At 69.2% G+C, this 15681-nt stretch carries 19 protein-coding genes; 3 read left to right on the forward strand and 16 right to left on the reverse strand.

The genetic code is table 11. From position 1 onward, the window contains the following. From pheS to infC, 9 genes are all read right to left on the reverse strand, one after another. Positions 1–1041, reverse strand: coding sequence for a phenylalanine--tRNA ligase subunit alpha (gene pheS, locus ACFFGH_RS30085; RefSeq protein ID WP_386675807.1), 1041 nt, complete (start codon positions 1039–1041; stop codon positions 1–3). A 23-nt stretch (positions 1042–1064) separates the two neighbouring features. Then, positions 1065–1976, reverse strand: coding sequence for an amino acid ABC transporter permease (locus ACFFGH_RS30090; RefSeq protein WP_386675809.1), 912 nt, complete (start codon positions 1974–1976; stop codon positions 1065–1067). Beyond that, complete coding sequence (locus tag ACFFGH_RS30095) at positions 1973–2620, reverse strand: amino acid ABC transporter permease (RefSeq protein WP_386675811.1); 648 nt, start codon at positions 2618–2620, stop codon at positions 1973–1975. Before ACFFGH_RS30095 ends, ACFFGH_RS30090 begins: the two co-directional genes overlap by 4 nt. Before the next feature lie 72 nt (positions 2621–2692). Next, a complete protein-coding gene (locus ACFFGH_RS30100) occupies positions 2693–3571 on the reverse strand; it encodes a glutamate ABC transporter substrate-binding protein (RefSeq protein WP_386675813.1) in 879 nt (292 codons plus the stop codon). A gap of 74 nt (positions 3572–3645) precedes the next feature. Then, on the reverse strand, positions 3646–4383 hold the full coding sequence (locus ACFFGH_RS30105) for an amino acid ABC transporter ATP-binding protein (protein ID WP_386675815.1): 738 nt from the start codon (positions 4381–4383) through the stop codon (positions 3646–3648). Between the two features lie 94 nt (positions 4384–4477). Then, positions 4478–5251 (reverse strand): TrmH family RNA methyltransferase, encoded by a 774-nt coding sequence (locus tag ACFFGH_RS30110; RefSeq protein ID WP_386676045.1) that lies wholly within the window; start codon positions 5249–5251, stop codon positions 4478–4480. A 28-nt stretch (positions 5252–5279) separates the two neighbouring features. Next, on the reverse strand, positions 5280–5669 hold the full coding sequence (gene rplT / locus ACFFGH_RS30115) for a 50S ribosomal protein L20 (protein ID WP_386675817.1): 390 nt from the start codon (positions 5667–5669) through the stop codon (positions 5280–5282). Positions 5670–5697: 28 nt separating this feature from the next. Beyond that, the gene (rpmI, locus tag ACFFGH_RS30120) at positions 5698–5892 is read right to left on the reverse strand and encodes a 50S ribosomal protein L35 (protein WP_386675819.1); all 195 of its coding nucleotides are present in this window, start codon (positions 5890–5892) and stop codon (positions 5698–5700) included. After that, entirely contained in the window at positions 5892–6557 is a 666-nt protein-coding gene (gene infC, locus ACFFGH_RS30125) for a translation initiation factor IF-3 (protein WP_386675821.1), read from the reverse strand. The genes rpmI and infC overlap by 1 nt, the downstream gene beginning before the upstream one ends. A 192-nt stretch (positions 6558–6749) precedes the next feature. Between infC and ACFFGH_RS30130 the strand changes: the two genes are divergently transcribed. After that, positions 6750–7100 (forward strand): DUF1844 domain-containing protein, encoded by a 351-nt coding sequence (locus ACFFGH_RS30130; RefSeq protein WP_386675823.1) that lies wholly within the window; start codon positions 6750–6752, stop codon positions 7098–7100. Positions 7101–7104: 4 nt separating this feature from the next. On the opposite strand, the gene ACFFGH_RS30135 is transcribed toward ACFFGH_RS30130, so the two are convergent. After that, entirely contained in the window at positions 7105–8835 is a 1731-nt protein-coding gene (locus ACFFGH_RS30135; RefSeq protein ID WP_386675825.1) for an L-aspartate oxidase, read from the reverse strand. A gap of 155 nt (positions 8836–8990) precedes the next feature. Here ACFFGH_RS30135 and ACFFGH_RS30140 point away from each other — a divergent pair, with 155 nt between their 5' ends. Together ACFFGH_RS30140 and ACFFGH_RS30145 are read left to right on the forward strand one after the other, a co-directional pair. Beyond that, a complete protein-coding gene (locus tag ACFFGH_RS30140) occupies positions 8991–9911 on the forward strand; it encodes an NAD-dependent epimerase/dehydratase family protein (RefSeq protein WP_386675827.1) in 921 nt (306 codons plus the stop codon). After that, positions 9908–10840, forward strand: coding sequence for an RNA polymerase sigma-70 factor (locus tag ACFFGH_RS30145; protein ID WP_386675829.1), 933 nt, complete (start codon positions 9908–9910; stop codon positions 10838–10840). The genes ACFFGH_RS30140 and ACFFGH_RS30145 overlap by 4 nt, the downstream gene beginning before the upstream one ends. A gap of 11 nt (positions 10841–10851) precedes the next feature. Here the strand turns inward: ACFFGH_RS30145 and ACFFGH_RS30150 are convergent, their stop codons facing one another. From ACFFGH_RS30150 to ACFFGH_RS30175, 6 genes are all read right to left on the reverse strand, one after another. Then, positions 10852–11772, reverse strand: coding sequence for a CE1 family esterase (locus ACFFGH_RS30150; protein ID WP_386675831.1), 921 nt, complete (start codon positions 11770–11772; stop codon positions 10852–10854). Next, positions 11772–12503 (reverse strand): SseB family protein, encoded by a 732-nt coding sequence (locus ACFFGH_RS30155; RefSeq protein ID WP_386675833.1) that lies wholly within the window; start codon positions 12501–12503, stop codon positions 11772–11774. Before ACFFGH_RS30155 ends, ACFFGH_RS30150 begins: the two co-directional genes overlap by 1 nt. Before the next feature lie 20 nt (positions 12504–12523). Further along, the gene (gene priA, locus ACFFGH_RS30160; RefSeq protein ID WP_386675835.1) at positions 12524–13270 is read right to left on the reverse strand and encodes a bifunctional 1-(5-phosphoribosyl)-5-((5-phosphoribosylamino)methylideneamino)imidazole-4-carboxamide isomerase/phosphoribosylanthranilate isomerase PriA; all 747 of its coding nucleotides are present in this window, start codon (positions 13268–13270) and stop codon (positions 12524–12526) included. Between the two features lie 84 nt (positions 13271–13354). Next, a complete protein-coding gene (gene hisH / locus ACFFGH_RS30165) occupies positions 13355–13987 on the reverse strand; it encodes an imidazole glycerol phosphate synthase subunit HisH (RefSeq protein WP_386675837.1) in 633 nt (210 codons plus the stop codon). Continuing rightward, positions 13987–14592, reverse strand: coding sequence for an imidazoleglycerol-phosphate dehydratase HisB (gene hisB / locus ACFFGH_RS30170; protein ID WP_386675839.1), 606 nt, complete (start codon positions 14590–14592; stop codon positions 13987–13989). The genes hisH and hisB overlap by 1 nt, the downstream gene beginning before the upstream one ends. Next, positions 14589–15665: a histidinol-phosphate transaminase gene (locus ACFFGH_RS30175; RefSeq protein ID WP_386675841.1), complete on the reverse strand. Its 1077-nt coding sequence runs from the start codon at positions 15663–15665 to the stop codon at positions 14589–14591. Before ACFFGH_RS30175 ends, hisB begins: the two co-directional genes overlap by 4 nt. Positions 15666–15681: the final 16 nt, after the last annotated feature.

The raw sequence follows: 15681 nt of genomic DNA on the forward strand, positions 1-15681 counted from the left end.
TCAGACCACCATTCCGAACTGCTGGGAGAACCGCAGGTCGCCCTCGACCATGTCGCGCATGTCGTTCATGTCGTTGCGGAACTGCAGGGTGCGCTCGATGCCCATGCCGAACGCGAAGCCCTGATACTCCTCCGGGTCGATGCCGGCGGAGCGCAGCACGTTCGGGTTGACCATGCCGCACCCTCCCCATTCGACCCAGCGGGCACCGCCCTTCGCGTTCGGCTGCCAGACGTCCATCTCGGCGCTCGGCTCGGTGAACGGGAAGTAGTTGGGGCGCAGGCGGATCTGCGCCTGGGCGCCGAACATCGCGCGCGCGAGGTGCTCCAGCGTGCCGCGCAGGTGCGCCATGGTGAGGCCCTTGTCGATGGCGATGCCCTCGAGCTGGTGGAAGACCGGGGTGTGCGTCGCGTCGAGCTCGTCCGTCCGGTAGGTGCGGCCCGGGGCGACGACGTAGACCGGGAGGTCACGCTCGAGCAGTGAGCGGATCTGCACCGGGGAGGTGTGGGTGCGCAGCACCAGGTGGTTCTCCACGGGGGCGACGAAGAAGGTGTCCTGCATCGCCCGTGCCGGGTGGTCCTCATCGAAGTTCAGGGCGTCGAAATTGAACCACTCGTTCTCGAGCTCCGGCCCCTCCGCGACCTCCCATCCCATGCCGACGAAGATGTCGCTCATCTGCTCCATCAGCAGGCTGAGCGGATGGCGGGCGCCGGGGGTCCAGCGGGACGGCACCGCGGTCACGTCGACCGTCTCGGCCTCCAGCAGGGCGCGCTCCTCGGCCTCGACGAGCGCCGCCTCCCGGGCTGCGACGGCGGCGTTGACGCGGCCTCGCGCGGAGCCGACGAGCTTTCCGAGCGCGGCCTTCTGGTCGGGGGGCACATTCCGCAGCTGGGCGTTGAGCTTCGCGAGTTCGGAAGCCTCACCGGAGTGGGCGATGCGGGCGGCCTTCAGCTCTGCGGACGATGAGGCCGCGTCGATCGCGGCGAGGGCCGCCTCGACGGCGCTCGCGACCGCGGACTCGCGAATCGGCGTGGGTTCGGACACAAGGACCGAGTTTAGTGCGGCCCTCAGAGGCTGCCCGTGCCGACTCCCGCCGTCCCGCCGCCCATGCCCGCCATGCCGAAGATGCCGCGCCCCGGGATCCGCACGGCGTTCAGCGACTTCGGACCCGTCCTGCGCGCGACGAGCCGCGCGATCCACGACAGCAGCAGGTTGAGCACGAGGTAGATGATCAGAACCACGAAGAAGAGCGAGAAGAAGTAGCGGTTGCCGAAGAAGTTCGCGAGGTTGTTGACGCCGATCCGCAGCAGCTCGGGGTAGCCGACGATGTAGGCGAGCGCGGTGTCCTTCAGCAGCACCACGAGCTGGGCGATGATGATCGGCAGCATCTGCCGGAACGCCTGCGGGAACTGGATCCGCAGCCACGTCGCGACGGGGGTCAGCCCGATCGCGAGGCCCGCTTCCCGCTGACCACGGGGCAGCGACTGGATGCCGGCGCGCAGGATCTCGCCGATGAGCGCCCCGTTGTACACGCCGAGCGCCCAGACGCCGGCCCAGTACGACCCGGTCGACAGCACCAGCAGGATGAAGAGCATCATCAGCAGCACCGGCATGCCCCGGAAGAACTCCAGCACCACGACGGTCGGCACACGGATCCAGGCGCTCTCCCTGCCGCGGAGGAATGCGAAGGCGACTCCGATGACCATGGCGAGCACGGCGCCCGCTCCGGCCATCTGCAGCGTCGCGAGCGCGCCACGCCAGAGCGCCCGCCAGACCGCGAGGTCCAGGAAGATGTCCCACCGGGACGGATGGAACAGGCCGACGTTCGTGCCGCCCGCGGCCGTCTCGCGGGGCGCCGCGAGGGCGAAGATCAGCCAGCCGATCGCCGCGGCGAGCACGAGGAGCGAGATCACCGAGATGATCCGGGCGCGGCGACGCGCCCTGGGACCCGGGGCGTCGTAGAGGACGGAGGCGCTCATCGAAGCACCGCCACTCGCTTCTCGACCGCCGACGCGAGAATGCCGAGCGGCACCGTGACGATGAGGTACAGCATGGCAACGGCGATGAGGAGCGCGATGACCTCGTCGCCGCGCTGGTTGATCGCGAATCGGGCCGCGGCGAACAGCTCGCCGACGAAGAACGCGCCGGCGACGGACGTGTTCTTCGTGAGGGCGATGAAGACGTTGATGAGCGGCGGGACGACCATCCGCACCGCCTGCGGCAGCACGATCGACCCCAGCGTCTGTCCGAAACCGAGCCCGATGCTGCGCGCCGCCTCGGCCTGACCGACGGGGACGCCGTTGACGCCCGAGCGGATCGCCTCCGCCACGAACGGTGAGGTGTACAGCGACAGCCCGATCGCTGCCAGCGGATAGAACCCGGGGCTGAGACCGAGGTACGGCAGCACGAAGGCGCACCCGAACAGCACCAGGGTGAGCGGGGTGTTGCGGACGAGCTCGGTGTAGGCGGTGGCGAATGCGCGAAGCGGTGCGATCGGCGAGATCCGCATGGCGGCGACGACGACGCCGAGCACGAACGCGCTGACGCCGGCGATGCCGAGCAGGCTCAGGGTGGTCAGGAACCCGTCGAGAATCCTCGGCAGGAACTGGATGACCGCGTCCATCGCACCTTCCTCTCCGTCGCGGACATGGGTGCCGGCCCGCCCCTGTGCTGCAGGGCGGGCCGGCGTGGTGGGTTACTCCTCGTAGCGGTCGACCTGCGGCGGCTCGGGTGTCTCGAGCACGGTCCCGGCGGTCGCCTCCCAGGCGTCCACCCAGCGGCCGTCCTCGAAGGACTCCTCGAGCACGTCGTTGATCCACGAGCGGAATTCGGTGTCGTCCTTCGCGAGGCCGATGCCGTAGGGCTCCTCGGTGAACGGGTTGCCGACGACCTCGAACTCGCCTTCGTTGTCGGCGGCGAGGCCGGCGAGGATGACGTTGTCGGTGGTCAGCGCGACGGCGTCACCGTTGCGGATCGGCTCCAGGCAGTCGGAGTAGCCCGCGGCGGGGATGATGTTGTCCGTGTACTCGGCGATGTTCTGCTCCGATGTCGACCCGCTCACGGTGCAGACCACCGCGTCCGGGTTCTCCTCGAAGTACTCCGGCCCCTCGATGCCCTCGGGGTTGCCGGCCGGCACGAGAATGTCCTGCCCGGCGTTGTAGTACGGGCCGGCGAAGGAGATGACCTCCTTGCGCTCGTCGTTGATCGTGTAGGTGGCGACCACGAGGTCGACCTGCCCGTTCTGGATGAACGGCTCGCGGTTGGCGGACACCGTCTCGGTCCACTCGATGTCCTCGGGCGCGATGCCGAGCTCGGCGGCGATGATCTTGCCGATCTCGACGTCGAAGCCCTCGGGGACACCATCCGGGTTCACCTGGCCGAAGAGCGGCTGGTCGAACTTGGTGCCGATGGTGATGGTGCCGGCTTCGTTCAGCTCGGCCATCGTCGTGCCCTCCTCGAACTCCACCTCCTCCTCGACCTCGGGCTCCGGGGCGCTGCTGCCGGAATCGGTGCAGGCGCTGAGGGTCAGCACGCTGGCCGCCGCGATCGCGGAGATGGCCAGTCCCTTTCTCATTCGCATTGTTCCTCCTGGTTGTGCTGTGTTTCCTCCCTGCAGGTCAGCGGGGAAGCTCGTGAGGGCTTGTGGCCCTAGTGCGTGAGGATCTTCGACAGGAAGTCCTTCGCGCGGTCGCTCTTCGGTGCGGTGAAGAACTGCTCCGGAGTCGCTTCCTCGACGATCATCCCCTGGTCCATGAACAGCACACGGTTGGCCGCTTTGCGCGCGAAGCCCATCTCGTGGGTGACGACGACCATCGTCATGCCGTCCTTGGCGAGGCCGACCATGACGTCGAGCACCTCGTTGATCATCTCGGGATCCAGGGCCGAGGTGGGCTCGTCGAGCAGCATCACCTTCGGATCCATCGCGAGCGCCCGGGCGATCGCGACGCGCTGCTGCTGACCGCCGGAGAGCTGCGCAGGCATCTTCTGGGCCTGGTTGGCCACGCCCACGCGGTCGAGCAGCTCCATCGCGCGCTTCCGGGCCTCAGCCTTGCCGAGCTTGCGCACCTTCATCGGCCCGAGGGTGACGTTGTCAAGGACCGTCTTATGGGCGAAGAGGTTGAACGCCTGGAAGACCATGCCGACGTCGGCACGGAGCTTCGCGAGGCCAGAGCCCTCCTCGGGCAGCCGCTTGCCATCGATCGTGATCGTGCCGCTGTCGATCGTCTCCAGGCGGTTGATGGCACGGCAGAGCGTGGACTTGCCGGAGCCGCTCGGCCCGATGACGACGACCACCTCGCCCTTGGCGACGGTGGTGGAGATGTCCTTCAGCACGTGGAGTTCACCGAAGTGCTTGTTCACCGAATCCAGGACGACCAGGGGCTCCATATCCCTCACTCAACCACAGGGCCTGGGCGCCTTCTGTGATTTCGCAGACAGTTGTGACCCGACCGAAACACTCCGGAGGTGCGTGTGACAGGGCTCAGGAGCGCTGGGCGAAGGCGCTCTCGTACAGCAGGACGGACGCCGCCGTCGCGAGGTTCAAGGATTCGGCGCTGCCGAAGATCGGCAGCCGGACGACGCGATCGGCGAGCGCCAGATGCTCGTCGGCCAGCCCCCGCGCCTCGTTGCCGAACAGCCACGCGGTGGACTTCCGGAGGAGCCCGTCGGACCGCACCGCGAGGAAGTCATCGCCCTTCACGTCCGCGGCGAGCACCTGGATGCCGGCGGCGCGGATGCGCTCGATCACGGCCTCGAGCGCCACGCCGGTGGAGACCGGCACATGGAAGAGCGAGCCGGTCGTGGACCGGACGACCTTCGGGTTGTAGAGGTCGACGCTGCGCCCGGTGAAGATGACGCCGTCGGCGCCGGCGGCGTCGGCGGCGCGGATGATGGTGCCCGCGTTGCCCGGGTCGCGCACCTCCTGCAGCAGCGCGATCAGCGTCGGACCACCGCGGAGGAGTTCCTTCACCGAGGTGGGGAACTGCCGGGCGACGGCGACGAAGCCCTGCGGCGTCACGGTGTCGGCCATCGCGTCGAGCACCGCCTCGGTGACGAACTCCACCTCGACACCCGCCTCCGCGGCGGCGCGCCCCAGCTCGGGGTGGCGCTCCAGCGCGGTCGGCGTGGCGAACAGTTCGAGCACCGCCTCCGCGGAGAAGGCGAACGCCTCACGCACCGCCTGCGGGCCCTCCAACAGAAAGAGCCCGGTCTCGGACCGGGCATCTCTCTTGGCGAGCTTCGCCACCGCGCGCACTCGAGGCGAGCGCGGGTTATCGATCAACCTACGCAGCGTCCGTCTTGGGGGCGCTGGTGTCCGCAGGTAGGGCGGCGCGAGCGGTCTCGACGAGGGCGGCGAAGGTGGCCGGCTCGTTCACCGCCAGCTCCGCCAGGATGCGGCGGTCGACCTCGACTCCGGCCAGGTTCAGACCCTGGATCAGGCGGTTGTAGGTCAGCCCGTTCGCACGCGATGCGGCGTTGATCCGCTGGATCCAGAGACGACGGAAGTCGCCCTTCTTCTGGCGGCGGTCACGGTACGCGTAGACGAGGGAGTGGGTGACCTGCTCCTTCGCCTTGCGGTACAGACGTGAACGCTGGCCGCGGTATCCCTCGGCACGCTCCAGGATGACCCGGCGCTTCTTGTGGGCGTTGACGGCCCGCTTGACTCTTGCCATTTCGTTTCTTCCTTACCGTCGCGGCGGGTTACTTGCCGAGGAGCTTCTTGATGACCTTGGCGTCCTGGGGTGCGAGCACCTGCTCCTGGTTCAGCCGGCGGGTGACCTTCGAGGACTTCTTCTCCAGGTTGTGGCGCATCCCGGCCTGCTGCTTCATGATCTTGCCGGAGCCGGTCACCTTGAAGCGCTTCTTGGTGCCGGAGTGCGTCTTCTGCTTGGGCATTACTCTTCCTCTGTCAGTCTCTGCGCCCTGTTGTCAGCGCGCTTGGCGTTGGCTTCTGCCTTCGCATCCGCCTTGTTCTTCAGCGGTCCGATGACCATCACCATGTTCCGCCCGTCGATGGTCGGGGTCGATTCCACGGAACCGAACTCCGCCACATCCTCGGCGAACTTCTGCAGCAGACGCACGCCCTGCTCTGGACGGGACTGCTCACGACCGCGGAAGAGGATCATGGCTTTCACCTTGTCCCCCGCCTTGAGGAACCCTTCGGCGCGCTTGCGCTTGGTCTCGTAGTCGTGCTTGTCGATCTTGAGGCGGAACCGGACCTCCTTGAGGATGGTGTTCGCCTGGTTGCGTCGGGCCTCCTTGGCCTTCTGCGCTGCTTCGTACTTGAACTTGCCGTAGTCCATGATCTTGACCACGGGAGGTCGCGAGTTGGGCGCCACCTCGACGAGGTCGAGCTCCGCCTCCTGGGCGAGTCTCAGGGCCACCTCGATCTTGACGACCCCGACCTGCTCGCCGCCAGGTCCGACGAGTCGGACCTCCGGGACGCGGATACGGTCGTTAGTTCTGGGTTCGCTGATGCGTTCTCTCCTTGGCTTGCGCTTGCGGCTGGTCGTGCTGCGGACGCAGCACGACAACGAGAGAGAAAATTTCCTGACACGCACTGCGTGGCACAGACACCCTGGCTACCGGCTCGCGCCGGCGGAGTGTGACTACCCGGTAACCTGTTGAGGCGGTTCCCTGGGTGGGAGAATCTCCACTTTCGTTTCCGGGAACAGTCCCGGAGCCCGGACCATGCTACCGCATCCTGCCCATCCGTTCCATCCGGCCAGATTCGGCCATTGGGGAGTACCGCCATGAGTGACGACGCGTCCGACCAGATCGCGGCATCCGAGATCAGGGACATCGCCGATGTGCCCGCGGTCGAGGTGATCAACACGGTGGCGATCCACCTGCTGAGCGCGGCCGCGGTGAAGTGCGGTCTCGCGGAGGACCCCGAGGGCCACATCGACCTGGACGAGGCGCGGAAGCTCATCAACGCCCTCGCGGGCCTCGTGACCGCGAGTGCGCCCGAGCTCGGCGACCACCACGCCCTGGCCCTGCGCGACGGGCTTCGGACGGTGCAGCTGGCGTTCCGGGAGGCGTCCCCCATCCCGGACCCGCCCGGCAAGGGACCCGGCGAAAAGTGGACCGGGCCGGTCAACTGACCCGCTACTCCACCAGCTTGCCCTCCGTGGAGACGTCCTCCATGAGCGCCCGGATCTCCTCGGGCACCGGCGGGATCGCCTCGCGCGCGACGGTGTCGTCGATCGACCAGACGAGATTGACCTGCAGCTCCGGGTCGAGGTCGGGGTAGTCGCTGCGGTTGTGGGCGCCGCGCGTCTCACGACGCTCGAGAGCCGCCCGCAGGGTGGCCCTCGCCGAGAGGGCGGCCGCCATGAGGTCGAACGCGTGTGCCAGGTCCTGGAAGCCCGCGACATCCGGGTGCACGCCGAGCTCGTCGAAGCGCGCCTCGATCTCGTCGAGCTTGGCGAGACCCTCGGTGAGCCCGGCCTCGTCGCGCACCACCCCGGCGTGCTCGGTCATGGTGTCGCGGATGGCGCGCTGCAGCGCCCGCACGTTCTCCTCGCCGTCCGAGGCGAGCGTGTCGGTCACCTCACGGCGGGCTTCCTCGATGGCATCGACCGACCGGACGTGCGCCGCCAGTCCGGCGCTGTACGCCGCCGCCGCCTCGCCGACGATCCGGCCGAAGACGAGGAGCTCGATGAGGGAGTTGCCGCCGAGCCGGTTGGCGCCGTGCAGACCGCTGGACGCCTCGCCGATGGCGTAGAGCCCGGCGACGTCGGTGGAATGGTCCTCGGGCCGCACCCACACGCCACCCATGGAATAGTGGGCGGTCGGGGCGATCTCCATCGGGGTGGTGGTGACGTCGAGCATCTGCAGCTCGAGCATGGTCTGGTACACGCGAGGCAGCTTGGTCATGATGGTCTGTCGGGGAAGGTGGGAGATGTCGAGCAGCACGCCTCCCTTCTCGGTGCCGCGGCCCTCCTTGATCTCCGTGTAGGCCGCCAGGGCGACCCGGTCGCGTGTGGAGAGCTCCATGCGTTCGGGGTCGTACTTCGCCATGAACCGCTCACCGAGCGCGTTGCGCAGGATGCCGCCCTCGCCCCGGGCGGCTTCGCTGATGAGGGTGCCCGCGGCGTTCTCCGGCTCGAGGATGCCGCTCGGGTGGAATTGCACGAGCTCGGGATCCCGGATGCGCCCGCCCGCGAGGACGGCGAGCCGGAATGAGTCGCCGGTGTTCTCGTCGCGTCTCGACGAGGTGCGCCGCCAGATCCGGTTGTGGCCGCCCGCCGCGAGGATGACGGCATCGGCGTGGATCAGCAGCCGCGTGCCGTCGTTGAGGTCGAAACCGTAGGCGCCGAACACGACGTTGTCCTTCACGAGGATGCGCGTGATGTACACCGAGTCGAGGACGGGGATGCCGAGCTGGGTCGCGCGGTTGACGAGCGTGCGCTGGATCTCGAGTCCGGTGTAGTCGCCGGCGAATGCGGTGCGACGGTACTTGTGGGCGCCGAAGAAGCGCAGGCTGATCCGCCCGTCCTCTTCGCGCGCGAAGGGCATGCCGTAGCGCTCGAGATCCTCGATCCCGCGCTTGGCTCCCCGAGTGACGAGCTCGACCGTGTGCGGGTTGGCGAGGAGGTAGCTCTCCTTGATCGTGTCGGCGGCGTGCTGCTGCCAGCTGTCCTCGGCATCCATCGTGCCCAGCGCCGCGTTGATGCCGCCCGCGGCGAGCGAGGTGTGGGCGTCGTTACGTGGCCGCTTGCCGACCGCGAGAACGTCGACACCGCGTTCCGAAAGCTCGATGGCTGCCCGCAGCCCGGAACCGCCGGTTCCGATGACCAGCACGGACGTGGAGATCTGGCGTTCGGGAATGTTCATCTGCTGCTCCATCCGGCCGGTTTCCGGCCCTGTCCTCAGTGTGACGATCTGCGCTGAGGGTTTGTGACAACGCCGGGCGCACCACGATGTCACGAAGAGCCGGCCTGTCCCGTCTCAGGCAATAGGAGATCGATTCCAGATCGGAAGGGAACGTCATGCGGGTGTTCGTGGCGGGCGGGACCGGGATGATCGGGAGACGAGTCGTGTCCCGCCTGCTGGCTCGAGGACATTCGGTGATCGCCACCACGACCAGCTCAGCCAAGTTGGCGCAGCTGCAGCGGCTCGGCGCGGAGCCGGTCGTGATGGACGGGCTCGACGCGGCGTCGGTGGGTGAGGCGGTGGCCACCGCGCAGCCTGACGTTCTGGTGCACCAGATGACCTCGCTCGCCGGCAAGGCGGATATCAGGCACATGGACCGATGGTTCGCCACCACGAACCGGCTGCGGACTGAGGGAACGGACCACCTGCTCGCTGCCGCCCAGGCGGCCGGTGTGTCGCACTTCGTCGCGCAGAGCCATGCGAGCTGGAACGGGATCGCCGAGGGCGGGTGGGTGAAGACCGAAGACGACCCGCTTGCCTGGCACGACGGGACGGCGGCCGGGGACGCGATGGCGGCGATCCGCTACCTGGAGGACGCCGTCCTCACGGCCGGAGGCGCTGTGCTGCGGTACGGGGCGCTCTACGGGCCCGGTGCCATGGACGACCAGGTCGAACTTCTTCGCAGGCGCAGGTACCCGCTCGTCGGGAGCGGTGCGGGGCACACGTCATGGGTGCACGTCGACGACGCGGCCAGCGCTACGGTCTTGGCTGTGGAGCAGAAGGTGATGGGCGTGTTCAACGTCGTCGACGACGAGCCGGCCCCGGCGAAGGAGTGGCTGCCCTATCTGGCGACGAGCGCGGGCGCATCGCCGCCCATGCGCGTTCCCGCATGGCTGGCGCGGCTGCTGGCCGGTGACGTGGCGGTGTTGATGATGGAGCAGGGGCGTGGCTTCTCCAACGGAAAGGCGAAGCGGGAGCTCGGCTGGGAGCTGCGGTACCCCTCGTGGCGGCAGGGCTTCAGGAAGGAGCTGGCGTGAGCCGCGTGGAGGAGTTCCAGGAGCTTCGGCCACTGCTGTTCGCGATCGCGTACCGGATCCTCGGCAGCGTGGCGGAGGCGGAGGACGCGGTCCAGGAGACCTGGTTGCGCTACGACGCCTCACCGACCGTACCGGCGTCGACCAAGGCGTTCCTGTCCGCGGTCGTGACGCGGATCTCGATCGATGTGCTGCGCTCCGCCCGCTCCCGGCGGGAGCAGTACGTCGGGGAGTGGTTCCCGGAACCGCTGCTCGACGACCCATATGAGGATCCAGCACGAGCCGCCGAGCTGGCCGACTCGGTATCGATGGCGGCGCTGCTGCTGCTCGAGCGGCTCAGCCCGCTGGAGCGGGCGGTCTTCGTCTTGCGCGAGGTCTTCGGTTTCGGGTTCGGCGAGATCGCGTCGGCGGTGGGGAGATCCGAGGCGGCGTGCCGTCAGCTTGCGACGCGGGCGAGGCGTCATATGGATGCCGGACGTCCCCGGTTCGAGGCAGACCGCAAGGAGCGCGATGAGCTGGCGGCGCGGTTCTTCGACGCTCTCCGGAAGGGCGACCTCGATGGGCTGCAGAGTCTTCTCGCCGCCGATGTGCAGATGGTCGGCGACGGCGGCGGCAAGGCGCCGCAGTTCGCGAGGGCCATTCGCGGCGCCGATAAGGTGGCGCGGCTGCTGGCCTCGAGCCTCCCGTGGTTCTTCCGGATCGGGGGGAGGATCGAGCTGCACGAGGTGAACGGTCAGCCGGGTGCGATCTTCCGTGACCGGCACGACAACGTGGTCAACACCTGGGCGCTCGACGTGCTCGACGGGCGGATCCAGGGCATCCGCGCGGTGCTCAATCCCGACAAGCTCGGACACGTCGGTCCGGTCGCCGACGCCTGGGCGCTCTTCCGCGAGGCGAACGAGGCTCGCCGGCCGGGCGGGCGGACCGGCTGACGCCGCCCGGCTTACGCGGTCAGCCCGAAGAAGTCGAGCACGAGATCCGTCGCCGAGGGAGCGCCGTCCGGCTCCAGCCCGCTTCCGGCTGACATGGGTCCGCCGAACCAGGTGTGGCGGCCGCCCTGCACCACCCAGAGCTCCACGGAGCAGCCGTCCCACTCGATCACCCGCGCGGCACCGACGGTCGACTCCTCGGGCTCGGATGGGCATCCATTCCGCTCGGCCCAGAAGCCGACCGCCTCCTCGACGGGCAGGTTGTACCAGGGCTCCACCCGCGGATCCCCGTAGCTGCTCTCTCCGCCGGCGAACGGCACGACGGTGTCCCCGTCCCCGTGCACGGCGAGCACCGGAACCGGCGCCGCGGCCGGGCAGCCCTCGACGTTCATGGTTCCGGCGACGACCGCGATGCCCGCCACACGCTCCCCCAGCTCGCACGCCGCCCGATAGGCGAGCATCCCGCCGTTCGAGAAGCCGGCCAGGTAGACGCGGTCCGCGTCGACCGGGAAGTCGGCGGCGACCCGGTCCAGGATCGCTGCGAGGAATCCCACGTCATCCACGGTGCCCACTGACGAGCCGCAGCAGGTGCCGGCGTTCCAGGTGCGGGTGCCGGAATCCGGCCCAGTCCCGTTGGGCTCGACGAGCACGAACCGGGCGTCCGGAACCGCGAGGTCGAAGCCGGTCAGATAGCTCAGCGTCACCGCTGAACCTCCGGCCCCGTGCAGGGCGACGAGCATGGGCAGCTCCTTGTCGCCGGCGTCGGCGGGAACGGTGACGCGGAAGCTGCGCTCCAGGCCGTCGTGCTCGAGCTGGACTTCGGTCGTCAGTGCGGACTGCGGGCCGGCTGGAGCTTCCGGAGAAGGGGGCGCCGAGCAGCCGACGGTGACCACTCCGGCGACGGTGACGGCGAGGAGGAAGGCGAGGTGACGCATCAGGGGGACCTCGCGAGGCGGACCCCCATGCTGTCGACCCGGTCCGCGATGAGCTCGCTTGCGGCGAAACGCTCGGCGAGCCGTGCCAGCAGAGCATCGAGGCCGGCACGGTCGAGTCCGTCGACCAGGGTGAGCTCCACGAGGAGCTCGGGGCCGCTGAGTCGCGCCTCCGGGTCGCCCGGGTGCAGTCGGATGGCACGGATCGCCGGCTCGGCCGCGGTCAGCCGCGTGAACTCCGCCGCCACCTCGCGGTCGTCGGGGCTCGGCTGCCAGGGGTGCTGCCGGCCGATGGCCCAGAGCGCAGGCCGGCGCAGCACGAAGGTGGCCGGCGACCCGGGATCGAGCACGACGAGGTCGGTGCCCTCGGCGACCGCGGCCAGCGCGACGCGCGTTCCGGCGGCCGGCACCGGGCGGGCGTCGGGGTTCCAGGCTCGCATCGCGTCGACCGATGAGAACACCGGCATCGCGTTGCGGCCATCGGGGGCGGCGACCGTGACGATCGAGAGCTCCTGGCTCTTGTCGACCGTCTGCCCGGTCTGGCTCACGCCGGCCTCGCCCAGCTCCGCGAGCAGCGGGATCAGCAGCCGGGATCCGCGGACAGCGTCGACCACGTCGGCCTGGCTGCCCGATCCGGCGCGGAAGCGCTCCAGCGCCAGCCGCAGTGCCTCGGGTGCCGACCCGTCGTCATCCGCATGGGTGTTCTGCTCGAAATGGCGGCCCGACCAGGGCACGCCCGCGCTGTCGGTCCGGTTCAATAGCCCGCGACGTCGAGCGCCTCAGCGAGCGTGAACGCCCCGGAGTACAGCGCCTTGCCGACGATCGCACCCTCGAGACCGAGCGGCACGAGCTCGCGGAGCTCGGCGATGTCGTCGAGGCTCGAGACGCCGCCCGACGCGACGACGGGTCGCCGGGTCCGCTCCAGCACGTCGCGGAGCAGGTCGATGTTCGGCCCGCGCATGGTGCCGTCCTTGGTCACGTCGGTGACGACGTAACGGGCGCAGTTCGCTCGCTCCAGCCGGTCCAGCACGGTGAACAGGTCACCGCCCTCCTTGGTCCACCCGCGGGCGGCGAGCGTCGTGCCACGCACGTCGAGGCCCACGGCGATCGCCTCACCGTACTCGGCGATGACGTGGGCCGCCCATTCCGGGTTCTCCAGCGCCGCGGTGCCGAGGTTGATCCGCTTCGCGCCGGTGGCGAGCGCCGCCTCGAGCGACGCGTCGTCACGGATGCCGCCGGAGAGCTCGACGTTCACGCTCCGGGCGTTCTTCACGACCTTCTTGATGGTCGCCCGGTTGTTGCCGCGGCCGAACGCCGCGTCGAGGTCGACCAGGTGGATCCACTCCGCGCCCTGATCGATCCACTCGAGCGCCGCATCCACCGGGTCGCCGTAGTTGGTCTCGGTGCCGGCCTCACCCTGGGTGAGCCGGACGGCCTTGCCGCTCGCGACGTCGACCGCCGGGAGAAGGACCAGCCTGGGGCCTGTGCTGAACTCGCTCATTGCCGTTTGTGCCTCTCGCGCGACCCCAGCAGGGTGGCCGCAACAAGATTCAGATACTAGTCCTGTTTGCGGGCGACGGTCGCGTCAGAGGGACTGGACCCAATTGCGCAGCAGCCGGATGCCGGCCTCCCCCGACTTCTCCGGGTGGAACTGGGTCGCGGAGAGCGGGCCGTTCTCGACAGCGGCGAGGAACCGGGAGCCGTGCTCGGCCCAGGTGAGCTTCGCGGGCGGGATGCTGCCGCTCTGGGGCATCTCCCATTCCTGGGCGGCGAAGGAATGGACGAAGTAGAACCGCTCGTCCCGGAGTCCGGCGAAGAGCACCGAGTCGTCGGGCGCCGAGACGGTGTTCCAGCCCATGTGCGGCAGCACCGGAGCGTTCAGCTGGGTCACCTTCCCGGGCCACTCGCCGAGTCCGGCGGTGTCCTGCCCGCGCTCGAGCCCGCGTTCGAACATCACCTGCATCCCGACGCAGATGCCGAGCACCGGGCGTCCGCCGGCGAGCCGCCGGTCGATCAGCTCATCGCCCCGCACCGCGGTGAGCGCCTCCATCACCGCCGCGAACGCGCCGACCCCGGGCACGACGAGCCCGTCGGCGTCGAGGATGCGCTTCCGGTCCGCGGTGAGCTCCACCTCGGCGCCGGCAGCCTCGAGAGCCTTCGCCGCCGAGTGGATGTTCCCGGAGCCGTAGTCGAGCACCGCGACGGAGGGCTGGGCCACTAGAGGGCCCCCTTGGTCGACGGGATCCCGGCGACCCGGGGGTCCGGCTCGACCGCCTTCCGCAGCGCGCGGGCGAACGCCTTGAACTGCGCCTCCGCGATGTGGTGTGGGTCGCGGCCGGCGAGCACGGTCAGGTGCACGGTCAGCCCGGCGGCGAAGGTGATGGCCTCGAACACGTGCCGCACCATCGAGCCGGTGAAGTGGCCACCGATCAGGTGGTGCTCGAACCCTTCCGGCTCGCCGGTGTGCACCAGGTAGGGGCGGCCGGAAACATCGACGACGGCGCGCGCGAGCGCCTCGTCGAGCGGAACGACGGCGTCGCCGAAGCGCGAGATGCCGGACTTGTCGCCGAGTGCCTGAGCCAGTGCCTTGCCGAGCACGATTCCGGTGTCCTCCACCGTGTGGTGGACGTCGATCCCGGTGTCGCCGTTCGCCCGGACGCTGAGGTCGATGAGCGAGTGCTTTGACAGCGCGGTGAGCATGTGGTCGAAGAACGGCACCGTGGTCTGGATGTCGGAGGCACCCGTGCCGTCGAGGTCGATCCGCAGATCGATGCTCGACTCGCTCGTCTCACGCTGGAGGTGTGCCACTCGGCCGCCGGTCATGAGCCGATCCTACCGAGCGTCTCCAGGAAGGTGCTGGTCTCCTCCTCGGTCCCCGCGGTCACCCGAAGGGTGTTCGGAATGCCGACGTCCCGCACCAGGATGTCCTCCGCCAGAAGCTGTTCGAACATCCGCTGCGGGTTCTCGATCCCGCCGAACAGCACGAAGTTGCTCGCACTCGGCAGCGGCTCGTAGCCCAGTCGCGGGAGCTCGGTGAGCAGTCGATCCCGCTGCACCTTGATCTCGTCCACCATTGCCAGCATCCGGTCGGCGTGCGCGATCGCGGCGATCGCGGCGGCCTGCGTCAGCGCAGAGAGGTGGTAGGGCAGCCGCACGAGCCGCAGCGCGTCGGCGATGGCGGGGTCGGCGGCGAGATAGCCGACCCGGGCGCCGGCGAAGGCGAACGCCTTGCTCATGGTGCGAGTGACGATGAGCCGGGGACGCCCGGGCAGCAGCTCCAGCGCCGTTCGCGTGCCCGCGGCGGCGAACTCGGCGTACGCCTCATCCACCATGACGATGCCGCCGGTCGCGTCGTAGGCCGCCTCGACGGTCTCCATCGACAGCGGCGTGCCGGTCGGGTTGTTCGGGGCGCAGAAGAAGACGATGTCCGGCCGGTGAGCCGCTATCTCGGCGACCGCCGTCGCCGGTGAGATTGCGTAGGCGGCGTCCCGCCTGCCCGGAACCCAGCGGGTGCCGGTGCCCGCGGCGAGGATGGAGTGCATGGAGTAGGTCGGGGGGAACCCGAGCACGCTGCGGCCGGGACCGCCGAACGCCTGGAGGATCTGCTGGATGATCTCGTTCGACCCGTTCGCCGCCCACACCTGCTCAGGTGTGATGCCGCGGCCGAGGTAGCCGGCGAGGCTCTCCCGAAGGCTGTGGAACTCCCGGTCCGGGTACCGGTTCACCGTGCGAAGCGCCTGCGCGAGCGACGCGGTGATGGCGTCGGCGACGTCCTCCGGGACGGGATGCGTGTTCTCGTTGACGTTGAGCGCCACGCGCACCGTCTTCTGCGGTGCGCCGTAGGGGGTGAGGCCGCGGAGGTCGTCGCGGATCGGCAGCTCGTCGAGGGTCGTCACCGGGGAATTCTACTGA

The organism is Lysobacter korlensis (assembly GCF_042434515.1).